The organism is Aquirufa sp. ROCK-SH2, from assembly GCF_054558315.1.
Map to the genome: position 1 here is coordinate 682621 of NZ_JBPXKB010000002.1, position 15892 is coordinate 698512.

The 15892-nt window shown below is 37.4% G+C and carries 11 protein-coding genes; 10 read left to right on the top strand and 1 reads right to left on the bottom strand.

The window, feature by feature from the left end; genetic code table 11:
* The first annotated feature begins 51 nt into the window (after positions 1–51).
* The 10 genes from V7S79_RS06955 (at position 52) to V7S79_RS07000 (ending at position 12791) form a co-directional block, all read left to right on the top strand.
* On the top strand, positions 52–1248 hold the full coding sequence (locus V7S79_RS06955) for an FG-GAP repeat domain-containing protein (RefSeq protein WP_459489838.1): 1197 nt from the start codon (positions 52–54) through the stop codon (positions 1246–1248).
* Between the two features lie 67 nt (positions 1249–1315).
* Positions 1316–2098 (top strand): 3-keto-disaccharide hydrolase, encoded by a 783-nt coding sequence (locus V7S79_RS06960; RefSeq protein WP_459489839.1) that lies wholly within the window; start codon positions 1316–1318, stop codon positions 2096–2098.
* A 19-nt stretch (positions 2099–2117) separates the two neighbouring features.
* Positions 2118–4853, top strand: coding sequence for a c-type cytochrome (locus V7S79_RS06965; protein WP_459489840.1), 2736 nt, complete (start codon positions 2118–2120; stop codon positions 4851–4853).
* Positions 4854–4878: 25 nt separating this feature from the next.
* The gene (locus tag V7S79_RS06970; protein ID WP_459489841.1) at positions 4879–5946 is read left to right on the top strand and encodes an aldose 1-epimerase family protein; all 1068 of its coding nucleotides are present in this window, start codon (positions 4879–4881) and stop codon (positions 5944–5946) included.
* Positions 5947–5958: 12 nt separating this feature from the next.
* Complete coding sequence (locus tag V7S79_RS06975; RefSeq protein WP_459489842.1) at positions 5959–7167, top strand: class I mannose-6-phosphate isomerase; 1209 nt, start codon at positions 5959–5961, stop codon at positions 7165–7167.
* Positions 7168–7193: 26 nt separating this feature from the next.
* Positions 7194–8225: a sugar phosphate isomerase/epimerase family protein gene (locus V7S79_RS06980; protein ID WP_459489843.1), complete on the top strand. Its 1032-nt coding sequence runs from the start codon at positions 7194–7196 to the stop codon at positions 8223–8225.
* Between the two features lie 22 nt (positions 8226–8247).
* Positions 8248–9405, top strand: a complete 1158-nt coding sequence (locus tag V7S79_RS06985) for a Gfo/Idh/MocA family protein (RefSeq protein WP_459489844.1) — start codon at positions 8248–8250, stop codon at positions 9403–9405.
* A 10-nt stretch (positions 9406–9415) separates the two neighbouring features.
* On the top strand, positions 9416–10915 hold the full coding sequence (locus tag V7S79_RS06990; protein ID WP_459489845.1) for a sugar ABC transporter ATP-binding protein: 1500 nt from the start codon (positions 9416–9418) through the stop codon (positions 10913–10915).
* A gap of 3 nt (positions 10916–10918) precedes the next feature.
* A complete protein-coding gene (locus tag V7S79_RS06995; RefSeq protein WP_459489846.1) occupies positions 10919–11872 on the top strand; it encodes an ABC transporter permease in 954 nt (317 codons plus the stop codon).
* Positions 11873–11876: 4 nt separating this feature from the next.
* On the top strand, positions 11877–12791 hold the full coding sequence (locus V7S79_RS07000; protein ID WP_459489847.1) for a substrate-binding domain-containing protein: 915 nt from the start codon (positions 11877–11879) through the stop codon (positions 12789–12791).
* Positions 12792–12793: 2 nt separating this feature from the next.
* Here the strand turns inward: V7S79_RS07000 and V7S79_RS07005 are convergent, their stop codons facing one another.
* On the bottom strand, positions 12794–15889 hold the full coding sequence (locus tag V7S79_RS07005) for an efflux RND transporter permease subunit (protein WP_459489848.1): 3096 nt from the start codon (positions 15887–15889) through the stop codon (positions 12794–12796).
* Positions 15890–15892: the final 3 nt, after the last annotated feature.

Here is a 15892-nt window from a genome sequence, read left to right on the forward strand (position 1 = left end):
GTTTTGATAATAGCCGTTCCAATCTTAGGGACGGCTATTTAATTCTACTTTATGATGAAAACATTTTCTTATATATTTTCTAGTTTGACTTTTTTGTTTTTTTTCAGCCTTAAGGCTCAAAAAAATACGATTAGTTTTGAAAAAAAAGTTCTTTCTAATGAATTTGTATCAGAGGGTGTCAGTGTTGCAGACATCAATAAAGATGGGAAATTGGATGTTATCGCTGGAGCCTTTTGGTTCAAAGCGCCACATTGGGAAAAAAATCAATATTCAGATGATATTCGCTATGATCGTTCTTTGAAAACCTTTGATAAAAATCATGTTTTTAAAGTGGACGATGGTTATAGTAATTCATTTTTGAATTTTAGCCAAGATATTAATTCAGATGGTTGGGTAGATATCATCAAAATTGGTTTACCAGGAGAAGCCGTTTATTGGTTTGAAAATCCTAAAAACAAACCAGGTTTGTGGAAGTCACATTTTCTTTCTAATTCCATTGGAAATGAATCTCCTTTATTTGAAGACGTCAATTTAGATGGTAAAAAGGATATCATTTGCAATGATTCCAAAGCTAAAAAAGTGGTTTGGCTGGAATCGCCTTCGATGAAAAAGGATACGAATTGGATTTCACATGCCATCAGTAATAACCCAGCAATCGGAACTCATAAATATACCCACGGTTTAGGTTTTGGCGATTTGAATAAAGACGGGAAAAAAGATGTTATTATCAAAGAGGGTTGGTGGGAATCGCCGAAAGATGTCAAACAAGAAAATTGGATATTCCATCCTTTGAACCTTCAACATGATGCCGCTCAGATTGTCGTACAAGATGTGAATCTAGACGGTCAAATGGATTTAATCAGTTCTTCCGCACATGATTATGGAATTTGGTACCATCTTCTAAGTGAAAATGGGAACAAGGTCGAAACTCAATTGATTGACAATCAACTTTCTCAAACACATTCATTGGCTGCTTTTGATTTCTCAAAAGATCAGGTGAATGACTTTGTGGTAGGCAAAAGGTACATGGCGCATAATGGAAAAGATCCAGGAGAATTGGAAGCAGCTAAATTACTTTGGTTTGAATGTTTACCTGGTAAAAATCCCAAATGGTTGAAACATGAAATCGATAATGATTCCGGTTCCGGAATACATTTGGAAATTATTGATATGAATAAAGATGGTAAAAAAGATATCGTGATATCGAATAAGAAAGGTGTTTTTATTTTTCTTCAAAAGAAATCTTAAGATACCCCCTAAAACATTTTTACTTCTATGTATTTTTCTTTAAATTTTAAACTTAAAACCTAGTAACATGAAAAAATTAATACTTTACATGGGGGTAGTTTGTCTACTTTTCTCTGTAATATCTTTTAAACAAGATGACTCCAATTCGTCTAAAAAATCAAAGGAAAAAGGTTTCAAACAAATTTTTGATGGAAAAACATTGAAAAACTGGGATGGAGATCTTACTTATTGGAGAGTAGAAAATGGTTGTATTGTTGGTGAAATCACTCCAGCAACTACGTTGAAAAGAAATCAATTCATTATTTATCGTGCAGATCAACCTGCCGATTTTGAATTCAAAGCTGACTTTAAAATTGCAAAAGCAGGGAATACGGGTGTCAATTATCGTTCGGAGGAATTAACACCTGACTTGCCATTTGCTTTAAAAGGATATCAAGCCGACATTGATGGCGCTAATCGTTACACAGGTCAAAATTACGAAGAAAGAGCTCGTACCACTTTGGCATATCGTGGAGAGATTTCTGTGTTAAACGAGCAAACAGATCCTGAGTTAAAGAATAATTTAAAAACATATTCGCAAAGAAATAATTGGACTGCTCGTAAAGTGACAGGTTCTTTAGGTTCTTCGGATTCACTAAAAACAATCATCAAATCTGAAGATTGGAATGAAATTCATATCATTGCAAAGGGAAATCATTTACAGCATTTTGTGAATGGTGTATTGATGAGTGATGTAACAGACTTAGATGAAGTTAATGGGAAAAAATCGGGTTGGTTAGGCATGCAAGTACACGTAGGACCGCCGATGAAAGTAGAGTACAAAAATATCCGTTTGAAAAAATTAAAATAAACCTATAAACAAATTGAAAATGAAAACAGTATTAAAAATTGCCATTGTTTTTGGGGCGATTTTTGCTTTGGCTAGTGCGAATTTTAATTCGCTCTTCAAAGTAAACCCTGCCGTTGAGGAAGGTGCAAATCCCAAAATAGATAAAATTCGCCTACAACCAGGCTTTAAAATTGAACATTTATATAGCCCTTCAGATGCTAAAATTGGATCTTGGGTAGCTATGTGTTTTGATGATAAAGGTAGAATCATTGCTTCCGATCAATACGGTGGACTTTTTCGTTTGAAAGTTCCTGCCATCGGTTCAAAAGATGTGACTCCACAAATTGAAAAATTAAAGTTTGGAAAAGGAGTAGATACGCTTGGTATTGGAAATGCGCATGGTTTATTGTACGCTTTCAACAGCTTATATGTGGTTGTCAACGCACGCGCTACTCCAGCTAATCCTCAACCTGCTGCTGCGGCTGGAGGAAGAAATGGTTTTTCTCAAGGATATGCTCCAAGAGGTAGTGGATTGTATCGAGTTCAAGATTTGGACGGAGATGATCAATTTGATAAAATTACCTTAATGAAAGAATTTAAAGGAGAAGGCGAGCATGGTCCTCACTCCATCATTCTTTCACCTGATAAAAAATCTTTGTATTTAATCAATGGTAACCACACGGATGTACCTGCCTTGGATGCTTACCGTTTACCAAAAAACTGGCATGAGGATAACTTATTTCCTTTAATCAAGGACCCACGTGGACACGCCAATGATCGTTATGCACCAGGTGGATATGTGTTGAATTTTGATCCAGAGGGTAAAAAATATGAATTAGTAAGTGCTGGTTATCGAAATGCATTTGATATTGCTTTCAATGAGTCGGGCGATTTATTTGCTTATGATGCAGATATGGAATGGGATTTCGGTTTACCTTGGTACCGCCCAACACGTATTTGCCACGTAACTTCTGGTTCTGAATTTGGATGGAGAACAGGTAATAGCAAATGGTCTCCTTCTTTACCTGATAATTTACCACCGGTATTAAACATTGGACAAGGTTCACCTACTAGTTTATTATCTTTAAGAGATGCTAAATTTCCAGCTAAATACAAGAAATCATTATTGGCTTTCGACTGGACGTTCGGTATTGCTCACTTAATTAAGTTAAAGCCTCAAGGTTCAACTTATACAGCTGACAGAGAAGAATTTTTATCAGGAATTCCACTTCCATTAACGGATGGCGTGGTAGGCCCGGATGGAGCTTTGTATTTTATGATTGGTGGTCGTCGTTTGGAATCTGATATGTACCGTGTGTATTATGCAGGTCCTGAAGAGGCAGTAGCGAAAGCTCCAGCACCATCGATCAATCCTTTGAATGAATTACGTCGTAAATTAGAGCAATTCCACCAAGGACCTAATCCAGCTGCAGTTGCAACAGCTTGGCCAGCTTTGAATAATCCTGATCGTTTTGTGCGTTATGCAGCTCGTATTGCTTTGGAGCACAATCCGGTAGATACTTGGAAAGAGAAAGCTTTGAATGAAAAAGATCCAGTTGCTGCTATCAATGCTTTAATTGGTTTGATTCGCGCGGACAAGCCAGAAAACAAGTCTGCTATTAATGCGGCATTGTTGAAAATTGATAACAAAGGCTTTAATGAAGCTTTGCAAATTGATTATATCCGTGCATTTGAATTGAATATTTTGCGTAATGGTTTACCAGATGCTTCTCAATCTGCAGCTATTGTTGCTAAGTTTGACGCCTTGTATCCTGCGAAACAAATGAACTTAACTCGTTCATTGAGCCGTATCTTGATTACTTTAGAAGCTCCAGGTATTATACCAAGAACTTTGAAGTTGATGGAAACAAAAGATACTGCATCTGTGGCAGCTTACCGTGTTGAAACGGCTACTTCTTCTGCCGATTTAATTATGCGTAATCCTCAATATGGTACAGATATCGCTCGTATGTTGGAGAAAATTCCACCGGCACAAGCTACTTATTTAGGAACAATGTTAAGTGCAGCTAAAAATAACTGGACGCCAGAATTACATGATCGTTATTTCACATGGTTCCGTAATGGATTTAATTTCAACGGTGGTCGTAGTTATGTAGGTTTCATTGATCGTGCTCGTAAATTGGCATTGAAAAATGTAGCGGAGGCTCAAAGAGCTAAATATGATAAAATGTCGGGTGCTGAATTATTGACAGCCAATGGTAACGACTTAGTGAAAATTGATTATCCAAAAGGTCCAGGCAAAAACTGGAAATTGGAAGAAGCAGTTGCTTTGTTAGATGAACCATTGACGAACCGTAATTTTGCAAATGGAAAATCTTGGTTTGCTGCTACCACTTGTAAAAATTGCCATGCTTTAGGATCTGATGGTGGTGGTAATGTGGGTCCAGATTTAACCAATTTAGGAACTCGTTTCTCTAAAAAGGATATCTTGGAAGCTATTATTAATCCAAATAAAGTAGTTTCAGACCAATACGCAGCTTCTCAATTGATGTTAAGAAATGGAACATCTGTGGTGGGACGTATTACCAACCAAGATAAATTAGCATTCTATGTTTCACAAAACCCTTATGCTCCTGATCAAGTTGAAAAAGTATTGAAGAAAAATGTTACTTCTGTGAAATATTCAGGTGTATCACCTATGCTTGCTAACTTGATTAACAGTTTAAGTGCAGAAGAATTGAAAGATTTGATGGCTTATTTGTTATCTGGTGGAAACGAATCGAATGCAATGTTCGCAAAACCAGCTGCTAAATAATTGAATCATAAATAATTAAATAATAATGAAGTATCCTTGGGAAAATAAAATCTCTAATCACAAGCAACTCGGAGGAATAGAAACCTCTGTATTAGACAACGGAGCAGGAAAGGGAGTCCGAGTTGCTTGGATGGATACAGGTTCTGGCTTACGCTATAAAATTGTACTTGACCGTGCAATGGACATAGCGGAAGCCTTTTACCAAGAAAAAAGTTTAGCATGGATTAGTCATGCAGGAGTTACAAGTCCACAACCATTTGCTGACCAAGGTTTACATTGGTTACGTACCTTTGGTGGTGGACTTTTAACTACATGTGGACTCGACCATGTAGGTGGTCCTGAAGAGGATGAACATGGCAGTCGAGGGGTTCATGGAAAAATAAGCAATCAGATGGCTGAGATTGTATCCATCATTCAACCGGATATTCGTTCAGGGAATTTGGATATGAGTATTACGGGTATCATTCGTCAAAACGTTATTTTTGGACCTTGTCTTACCCTAAAGAGAACCATTTCGGGTAGATTGGGAGAGCCATTTATTCGAATTCAAGATGAAGTGTTGAATGAAGGGAATACTTCAGCTCCATTGATGTTATTGTACCATTTTAATTTTGGCTGGCCCTTGATTGATGCAGGTACAGATATTGTAGCAAAAGGAAAATGGAAATACCGCTTTGAGGGAATCAATGAACCATTGATTTTTAAAGAAGGGAATGAGTATAAAAAATGTCCAGATCCATTGGATATTCATTTGGGAAATGGAGAAGAAGTGGCATTTATAGATGCAGCAGAAGATGTGAATCACCAAGTAGTTTGCGGATTGTACAATTCAAAAATTGGCTTGGGAGTTCGCATGAAATATGATAAACGTTCTTTACCTAGTTTAACCAATTGGCAGCATTTTGGTGTCAATGAATATGTAACAGGTGTAGAACCCGGAACTCATCCACCCATCGGTCAAAAGGCCGCCAGAGAGGATGGATCCTTGATTTTCTTAGCACCGAACGAAACCAAGAAATTTGAAATTACTTTGGATGTGCTAGATCAACAAAAAAACAACAATGAATTAACAGAATTTTTACAACATATATAAGCCTATTTTAAAATGAAAAATAAAGCAGCAAAGGCCCTTGAGCAAGGAAAAGGAATTTTGAGATTAGCTCCAACTTGGGTACCCCGTTCTTTTTGTGTACCCGGTAGAAGAATAAAATTACATCCAGATGATTATTATGTTTTAGGTGGTGTGCGAGGTGGAATCGATGAGCGTTGGTTATCATCTACGACTCCTGCTAAAAACGGGCCATTGACGGGTGAAAATGAGGGTTTAAGTGCTGTTGTTTACACAGAAGGCGGAAAAGAGGAGCAAGTATTGTTGGTAGATGTGATTCAAGAATTAGGTGCTCAAATCATTGGAGATCGCCTATGGAATGAATATAAATCTTGGCCGATGTATTCGAAGTTTTTTGATAACATGGGACCTTTGCCACATCACATTCATCACAACGATGAGCATGCGGCGAAAATTGGACAATTAGGAAAGCCAGAAGCGTATTATTTTCCTCCTCAATTGAATAATCATGGTGGAGATTTCCCTTATACATTTTTTGGAATTGCTCCAGGAACAACCAAAGAACAAATCAAAGAATGTTTGATGAATTTCACCAAAGGCGATAATAAAATCACCATGTTCTCTCAAGCATTCCCACTAATCCCAGGAACGGGTTGGGATGTGCCTCCAGGGATGTTGCACGCACCAGGAAGTATGTGTACCTATGAGCCACAAAAAGCCTCTGATGTGTTTGCGATGTATCAGTCATTGGTTAATGAAGCAGTGATTCCAGAGGAATTATTGTGGAATGGTACTCCAAAAGAGGAAATGGGCAATTATGACCAATTGATGGAAGTAATTGATTGGGATTTAAATACCAATCCGAATTTATTGGAAACTCGTTTTATGCAACCGATTCCAGTTGCTGATGAAAAAGAAATGGAAGCAAAAGGCTATTCAGAAAAATGGATTTGCTACCGTTCAGATGCATTTAGTGCCAAAGAATTAACCATTTTCCCTGGACAAACGGTTACGATTACTGATGCGGCTGCTTATGGACTTATCATGATGCAAGGACATGGTAAAATGGGTGTTTGGAATATCGAAACTCCTGCTTTAATCCGTTATGGACAATTAACGAATGATGAATTTTTTGTAACTGAATCCGCTGCGAAAGAGGGAGTAACCATCACGAACCATTCTTCAACGGATCCAATTGTTATGTTGAAACACTTTGGACCTAAAAATCCAGATTTGAAATTTTAAATTTATTTTAAAAACCTATAAATCATATGAAACCAGATAATATATATCCAAAATTGCATAATGCAACTTGGCCAGGAATTGTTGGTAAAGGACCTGATTCAGAACCCGTTATTTCATTGGATCAGATGTTGCAAATGACAGCTGCTGCAGAAGTAAATGGCACGAAATTCGATGGAGTAGATGTTGGACTTTTAGGCCCACATTTCGATATTGAATCAGGTAAAGAAGGTGCAAAACGATTGGCGGACAAAGTAGCAGCCCACGGTTTAGAAATTGGTAGCTTGGTGGCTCCCATTTGGGGTGGACCTGCGATAGGAAGCAAAGCAGATCAAGATCATTTTGTGGACATGGTTCGTAAATCGTGTGAAGTTGGTCAAACCTTGAGAGAAATGGGAATTCGTCCGAATGGAATTGTTCGTATAGATTCTGCCAGTGGTGTATCTGATTGGGCAAAAGATCCTGTCGGAAATTCAAAGAAAATTGTAGAAACATTCCAACGTGCTTGTGATGTAGCGGCAGATTACGGTGAGCGTTTGGCAGCAGAAGGAGAAATTTGTTGGGGAGGTATGCATTCATGGAAGCACATGGTAGAAACCTTAGAAGCAGTAGATCGCAAAAACATTGGTTTTCAGGCGGATATGTCGCATACGCTTCTTTATACCATGGGTTACAATGCGCCTGAGCATCGTATTTTACCAGATCAATATGATTGGCAAGATCGTGAAGTATTGAAAGATGCTTTGAAGAAAATTACTTCAGCTTTGCGTCCTTGGACCATTGATTTTCACGTGGCGCAAAATGATGGAACAGTTCATGGAACAGGTAGTCATGATAAAACAGGTCGTCATTGTCAAGCAACAGATCCAAATGGTAAATTAGTCGTAGCAGAGGATGCGGGTTATTGGTTAAGAGATGAAAAAGGTGAATTAACCAAAGCATTTAAGCATATCTGTTGGGATGGTTGTATGTTCTCGAATGAAGTGATGTTACAACAAAAAACGTGGAATGATATTTTAGCAACGATGATTCGAGTAAGAGAAGCACATGGCTGGTCTTAAGAATCGGTAAAAGAGGATGAACATGGAAAAGAAAAAATTAAGAATAGGATTAATAGGAACTGGTTTTATGGGAAGAACCCATTCAAACGGTTTCAATAGAATTACCAACTTTTTCCCCAATTTAGCTTATGAGCCAGTTATGCAGGCTGTTTGTTCCAGAAATGAAGCAAACGTAAAAGCTTTTGCGGCACAATGGGGCTATGCTTCTTATGAAACAGATTGGAGAAAATTAATTGCAAGAGATGATATCGATGCAGTAGATATTTGCACGCCGAATGATACGCATGCTGAAATTGCCATTGCGGCGGCTAAAGCTGGGAAAATGATTTTGTGCGAAAAACCTTTGTCGAGAACTTTGGCAGAAGGAGAGGAAATGGTAAAAGTCATTGAAGAAACAGGTGTTCGTAATACGGTTTGGTATAATTACCGTCGTTTACCGGCTGTTTCTTTGGCTAAACAAATCATTGACTCAGGTAAATTAGGTCGTATTTTTCATTACAGAGCAAATTTTTTACAAGATTGGACGATTAGTCCAGATGTACCTCAAGGTGGCGCTGGAACTTGGCGTTTAGATGTTGAAGCCGCAGGTTCGGGTGTTACTGGCGATTTATTGGCGCATTGCATCGATACAGCTTTGTGGTTAAATGGTGGTATCAATGATGTTTCAGCTTTGACAGAAACTTTTGTTAAGGAACGTGTTCATTCAGGCACTGGACAAAAACAAAAGGTAGGTATTGATGATGCTTGCCTATTCCATTGCCATTTTGATAATGGATCTTTAGGTTTATTTGAATCTACTCGTTACGCAAGAGGACACAAGGCATTATATACTTTTGAAATCAATGGAGAACACGCTTCTTTGCGTTGGGATTTACATGATTTGAACCGTTTAGAAATGTTTGATCATAGCGATGATTCCATTGTTCGTGGATGGAAATCCATTTTAGTAACGGACGGAGATCAACCTTACATGGATAAATGGTGGGTGCCAGGTTTGATCATTGGATATGAACATAGTTTCGTGCATCAAGCTGCCGACTTCTTGTTGTCGCTTGAGAAAAACGAACCTTGTTCACCGACTTTCAAAGAGGCCTTACAAACTCAAAAAATCTGTGAAGCAGTAATTGCATCCGGAAGAGACCGTCAATGGAAGGACACAAACGTAGAATGGCCTTGCTAAAAATGGGTGAATGAAAGAAAAAGAAGACAAACCTATTCTTGAGTTAAAAAGCGTTTCAGTTGGCTTTTCAGGGATTAATGTGCTTCAAAAAATAGATTTAAGTTTATTTTCGGGTGAAATTCATGCGCTAGTCGGTGAAAATGGAGCTGGGAAATCAACCTTGATGAAAATTATTTTAGGAATCATCTCTCCAGATAAAGGAGAGATGATTTTTTTTGGACAAAAAAGAGCGAATCAAAATCTGCGTCAAATCATGGAATCAGGAATTTCCATGATACACCAGGAAATCATGCTTGTGCCAGAACTCAGTGTAGAAGAGAATATCTACTTAGGTAGAGAAAAGGAATTAGGTTTTTTTCCTTGGGAACAAAAAAAACATTTGCGCGAAAAAGTAAACCTTCTTTTAAACGAATGTCAGATTCATTTAAATCCAGTTGAAAAGGTCAAAAATTTATCCATTGCAGACCAGCAATTAGTGGAAATTTTAAGAGCTATTTCCCAAAAAGCTAAATTGATTTTAATGGATGAGCCTACTTCCTCTTTGAGTGAGAAGGAAGTGGTTTTATTTCAAAATTTGATTCAAAAATTAAAAAAGGAGGGGGTAAGTATTTTATTTACTTCCCACAAAATGGAAGAAATATTCAATTTTGCGGATCGAATAACGGTATTGAGAGATGGAAATTTGATTGCGAGTAATTTGAAAACACAAACGAACGAACATGAAATTGTGTTTCAAATGGTGGGGAGAGAAATGAATCAATTTTTCCCAAGCAGACAAGTGCAAATCGGAGAGAAGGTTTTGGAAATCAAAAATTTGACCTGTAAAGGGAAATTTGAGCAAATTAATTTTGATTTACATGCGGGGGAAATTGTGGGTATCGGAGGTTTAGTGGGAGCAGGAAGAACAGAAATCGGAATGGCAATCAGTGGTTTGTTGAAAAAGGACGAAGGGGAGATGGTGTTGAATGGTCAACATGTTGAATTTAATAAGCCCAAAGATGCCATTGATGCTGGAATTGCTTACGTCAGTGAAGATCGAAAAGCGATGGGTTTTATTCCTGAATTTTCGATTCGAGAAAATATTACTTTATCTGTTTTGTCAGATTTGCAAAATTTGGGTTTTATACCGCTTGATTTAGAGCAGGAAATTGCGTCAGAACATATTAGTAAGCTGAAAATTAAACATTTAAGCGAACATCAAAAAGTAGAAAATTTAAGTGGAGGCAATCAACAAAAAGTTGTTTTTGCCAAAATTTTACAGCAATCTCCCAATCTATTAATTTTGGATGAACCGACTCGGGGAATTGACGTTCAAGCGAAATTTGAAATTTATACCTTGATGAATCAAATGGTTTCTGAAGGTAAATCCATTATTTTGATCTCATCTGATCTACCTGAATTGATGCACCTGAGTGATCGAGTTTTGGTTATTTCAAAAGGAAAACAAACGGCTATTTTGTCGAAAGATCAAATCCAAGCGGATGAAATTATGAAAAATGCAATGTTATAAGCGATGATAAAAAAAATAAAAGAGGGAATTTTAAAAAGTCAATCAGGCGGAATTTTTATTGCCTTATTGGTCATCTGTTTTTTGATTAGTACCCAAACTTCTCGTTTTTTGACAGAAACCAATTTAATGGTCATCTTTAACCAAGTATCCGTAAATGCCATTTTGGCTTTTGGTGTCACTTTTGTGATTATTTCTGGTGGGATTGATTTGTCATTGGGCTCTATGTTGGCTGTTGCTGGGGTTGTTGCTGCTATGTATTCCAAGTCGGAAGATGGAAATGTGTGGATTGCTTTACCATTAGCTTTATTGGTCGGTGCTTTGATGGGTGCCATCAATGGCTGGATCATTGTTTTGTCTAAAGTTCCGCCATTCATAGTTACTTTAGGTAGTATGACAATTGCCAGAGGTTTAGCATTAATCATCAGTGATGGGCGCCCAGTTTCTGATTTATCTGAGTCATTTAATTTTATCGGTAATGGCGATTTTATAGATATCCCCATTCCGATTATTTTTCTGCTGATCACTTTTGTGTTTTGTGCAATTTTATTGAATAAAACCGTATTTGGCCGTTATGTCAAAGCCATCGGAGGAAATGAAACAGCTTCATTTGTTTCTGGAATTCCAGTTAATCGGATTAAGTGCTGGGTGTATGTTTTAAGCGGTATTTTTGCCGCTATCGGTGGAATATTGTTATCAGCACGTATCAATACCGGTCAACCAAACGCGGGTTTGGGTTTTGAATTAGATGCTATTGCGGCGGTTATCATCGGAGGTACAAGTACAAGAGGTGGAAAAGGAAGTATCATTGGAACGCTTTTAGGTGTTTTATTCATTGGGGTAATTAATAATGGCTTAGATTTAATGAATGTATCTGCCTATTGGCAACAGGTTGTGATGGGAGGAATTATTATTTTAGCGGTTGTAATTGATCGCTTTTATCAAAATATTAAAAAATAGGATTATGAAAAATATTGTAGGATTTAGTACCATTGTTGTATTTGCACTTTTGATGATTGTCTCTTGTGGGAAAAAGGAAAATGATGGAAAGAAGAAGTTGGTGATTGGTGTTTCCATGTTGAGTATGCAAAATGAGTTTATACAAAAAGTGGCACAATCCTTAGAAAAAAATGCGGAGGCGAATCAAGTGGAATTAATCGTGATTGATGCTGAAAGATCGGCTTTAAAGCAAGTGGAGCAAGTGGAGAATTTCATTAGTCAACAAGTGGATGCTATCATTTTAAATCCATGCGAGTTTGATGCCTCTTCTCCTGCTGTTTTAAAAGCGAAAAAAGCTGGTATTCCAATTGTCAATGTTAATTCTTCTACCAACGAAATTCCAGATGCTTGGGTGGGATCGGATGATAAAGAATCGGCGAAAATGGCTATAGATTTTATTGCTAAAAAATTAAATGGCAAAGGAAATGTATTGATGATTCAAGGCTACATGGGCCAAGCAGCACAAATTGACCGTGAAGCTGGGGCGATGGCAGCGCTAAAAAATTATCCAGGTTTGAAATTATTAACGAGTCAAACAGGTGAATGGGATAGAGCGAAATCGATGGCATTGATGGAAAACTGGATTCAGTCTTACGGGACACAAATTAATGCCGTTTTTGCACAAAATGATGAGATGGGTTTAGGGGCAATGCAGGCATTGATAGATGCTAAATTGAAAGATAAAGTGATCGTGGTGAGTGTGGATGGGATTGGAGATGCAATGAAAGCGGTGAAAGCAAAAAAATTAGATGCAACAATTATTCAGGATGCTGAAAATCAAGGTAAAAAAGCCATGGAATTAGCCATTCAATTGATTCAAAAAAAGAACCTGAAAGAGAAATCCATTCAGATTCCCTTCCAAGTTTTTACTGCACCTTAAATTTATCTAGATAGTCTTTTCTTCAAAGCCGCATGGTAAATTAAAGGGAAGACTAATAAGATAAATAAAGTAGCTGTAACTAATCCTCCAATGATGACAATGGCCAATGGTTTTTGACTTTCAGAACCAATTCCAGAACTAACAGCTGCTGGTAAAAGGCCAATGGCAGCCATCATGGCAGTCATAATCACTGGTCTTGTTCTTAATTTAACTGCATTAAAAATAGCTATGGATAAATCGGATTCTTGTAGAGATTGATGATGTATTTCAGAAATTAGAATTACACCATTTTGGACACAAATTCCAAAGAGTGCAATGAAGCCAACTCCTGCCGATATTCCAAAATTCATCCCTGTTAAATGCAAGGCAAAGATTCCACCAATGAGAGCAAAAGGGACATTAATTAAGACATATCCTGCGTCTTTGGCATTTCCAAACATGATAAAAAGCAAGACAAAAATCATAATTAAACTGATGGGAACCACTTGAGATAAACGGTTGGTTGCTCTAACTTGATTCTCAAATTCACCTGCCCAACCGATGCTATAACCATCAGGTAATTTAATTTTATTCTTTACATTGGTTTGCGCTTCAGCAATGGTGCTTCCTAAATCTCGATCTCTAACTGAAAATTTAACCCCAATAAATCGTTTAGTATTATCTCGATAAATAAAAGCAGGCCCCGTTGATTTCTCCAATTTTGCAATTTCTTTCAAAGGGATTTTGGTGCCTTTGATGGTAGGAATCATTAATCGCATGATGTCATCTTCATTCTTTCTGAATTCTTGCGAATACCTAATTCGAATATCAAAGCGTTTTTCTCCTTCATATTTGGAAGTTGCGGTTTTTCCCCCGATGGCCATTTCGATGACAGCTTGGGCATCCGCTTTCGTGACACCGTAAATGGCCATTTTTTCTTCATCTAATAAAATACTCACTTCTGGCTGACCAATGTTACGCAAGATTCCTACGTCTTTGACTCCTTCTACATCTTTGATTTGTGCAATAACTTGGTTCGCGATTTCATCTAATTTCCCTAAGTCGTCTCCGTATATTTTAACTGCATTAGAGGCATTCATACCGGCCACAGCTTCCGCCACATTATCAATAATAGGCTGAGAATAATTATAGTTGATTCCCTGGAAATTCTTGAGGCGGTGATCCATTTCATTCACCAATTGGTCGATGCTTAGCTTTCTCTTCCATTCCTCTTTGGGTTTCAAGTTTACTTGCATTTGAACATAATAAAATCCACTTGGGTCAGTTCCATCATTGCTTCGGCCAACTTGGGATAATACGCCATTCACTTCAGGAAAAGTTCTCAATTCATTTCTAAGAGTTTTGACCATCTTGACCGTTTCAGGTAAGGATGTACTCATGGGTAATTTTGCTTCTACCCACAAAGCACCTTCGTTCAAAGGAGGCAAAAATTCAGAGCCTAACCATTTGGCAGAAAAAATGGAAAAAGCAAAAATGGCAATAGAAACAGTTAAGGTGATCTTTTGGTGAGAAAAGGTCCATTTAAATGCATTTCCAACAATTCGATTGATAAAATCGATGAAGAAATTATGTTTCTCTTTTACATTTTTGTTCAATAAAATAGAACTTAAAACGGGCACTAGTGTTAAGGTGAAAATCAATGCACCAAGTAGGGCAAAACCAAGCGTATATGCCAAAGGAGAAAACATTTTTCCTTCTACCTTTTGGAAAGCAAAAATGGGTAATAAGGCTGAAATGATGATTAATTTGGAGAAAAAGATGGCTTTTCCAAGTCCTGTTCCTGTCTTTTTAATCAAACTCATTTTGGCCAATTTATTATATGCCGACATGCCTACTTTTTCTGCTCGATGATCTAGGGTGACAAACAAGCCTTCCACCATTACCACAGCTCCATCAATGATAATTCCAAAATCCACTGCTCCGAGTGATAATAAATTAGCCGACATTCCTTTCAGTTTCAAACAAAGAAATGCAAATAATAATGCTAAAGGGATGATGATAGATACAATCAAAGTTGTTCTCCAATCAGCCATGAATACAAATACAATTACTGTTACCAAAATAATGCCTTCCAATAGGTTGTGCATAACCGTTTTGGTACAATAGGCCATTAAATTATCACGGTCATAAAAAGTGACCATTTTGACATCAGACGGTAATACTTTGGTGTTTAATTCCTCTATTTTAGTCTTGAGTCTCTCCAGCACTTCGCTAGGATTTTCTCCTTTTCGCATGACGACAATACCTTCTACCACATCGTCGTTCGAGTTTAATCCAACTTGTCCCACTCGAGGTAAATTGCTGATAATGACAGATGCGACATTTTTTACTAATAATGGATTCCCATTATTATTGTCTACAATAGTATTTTCAATGTCCTCAATGGTCTTCACTAATCCGATACCTCTTACCACAAAGGCTTGGCCATTTTTTTCAATGACATCCCCACCAACATTTAAATTGGATTTCGAAATGGCTGTGAAGAGTTCCAAAGGGGTTAAATCATATTTTTGTAGTTTTACTGGATCAATAGCAATTTCATAGGTCTTCTCTCTTCCTCCAAAAGCAACGATATCCGCAACACCCGGTACTGCTCTTAATTGACGATCAATGGTCCAATTTTGAATCGTTAATAATTCCCTGGAATCCCTTTCTTTGCTTTGTAAAGTATATCGAAATATTTCCCCAGTCGGTCCGTAAGGAGGTTGCACATCAGGCTCCACGTCATCGGGTAGCTTTACCGTGTTTAATAGGTTATTGACTTGCTGTCTAGCAAAGAAATCTTCTACATCATCTTCAAAAATGATTTTGATCACAGACAATCCAAACATGGTAATGCTCCGCACATTTGTTTTTCTCTGAACACTATTCATGGCAATTTCAATGGGCGTTGTAACAAAACGCTCCACCTCTTCTGCACTTCTTCCATTCCATTCAGTTACAACAATGATTTGTGTGTTGGTTACATCCGGAAATGCTTCAATAGGTATATTGATGTAGCTAATTACCCCTCCAATCGTTAAAATGCCCACCCAAAAAAAAGTGAAAAAACGATTTTTCAATGAAAAGGCTAACAGGTTTTTAATGAATTTATTCATGAT

Bases quoted from the DNA above. Each gene is read 5' to 3' on its own strand.
- V7S79_RS06955 (WP_459489838.1), top strand. From the start codon at position 52: ATGATGAAAACATTTTCTTATATATTTTCTAGTTTGACTTTTTTGTTT.
- V7S79_RS06960 (WP_459489839.1), top strand. From the start codon at position 1,316: ATGAAAAAATTAATACTTTACATGGGGGTAGTTTGTCTACTTTTCTCT.
- V7S79_RS06965 (WP_459489840.1), top strand. From the start codon at position 2,118: ATGAAAACAGTATTAAAAATTGCCATTGTTTTTGGGGCGATTTTTGCT.
- V7S79_RS06970 (WP_459489841.1), top strand. From the start codon at position 4,879: ATGAAGTATCCTTGGGAAAATAAAATCTCTAATCACAAGCAACTCGGA.
- V7S79_RS06975 (WP_459489842.1), top strand. From the start codon at position 5,959: ATGAAAAATAAAGCAGCAAAGGCCCTTGAGCAAGGAAAAGGAATTTTG.
- V7S79_RS06980 (WP_459489843.1), top strand. From the start codon at position 7,194: ATGAAACCAGATAATATATATCCAAAATTGCATAATGCAACTTGGCCA.
- V7S79_RS06985 (WP_459489844.1), top strand. From the start codon at position 8,248: ATGGAAAAGAAAAAATTAAGAATAGGATTAATAGGAACTGGTTTTATG.
- V7S79_RS06990 (WP_459489845.1), top strand. From the start codon at position 9,416: ATGAAAGAAAAAGAAGACAAACCTATTCTTGAGTTAAAAAGCGTTTCA.
- V7S79_RS06995 (WP_459489846.1), top strand. From the start codon at position 10,919: ATGATAAAAAAAATAAAAGAGGGAATTTTAAAAAGTCAATCAGGCGGA.
- V7S79_RS07000 (WP_459489847.1), top strand. From the start codon at position 11,877: ATGAAAAATATTGTAGGATTTAGTACCATTGTTGTATTTGCACTTTTG.
- V7S79_RS07005 (WP_459489848.1), bottom strand. From the start codon at position 15,889: ATGAATAAATTCATTAAAAACCTGTTAGCCTTTTCATTGAAAAATCGT.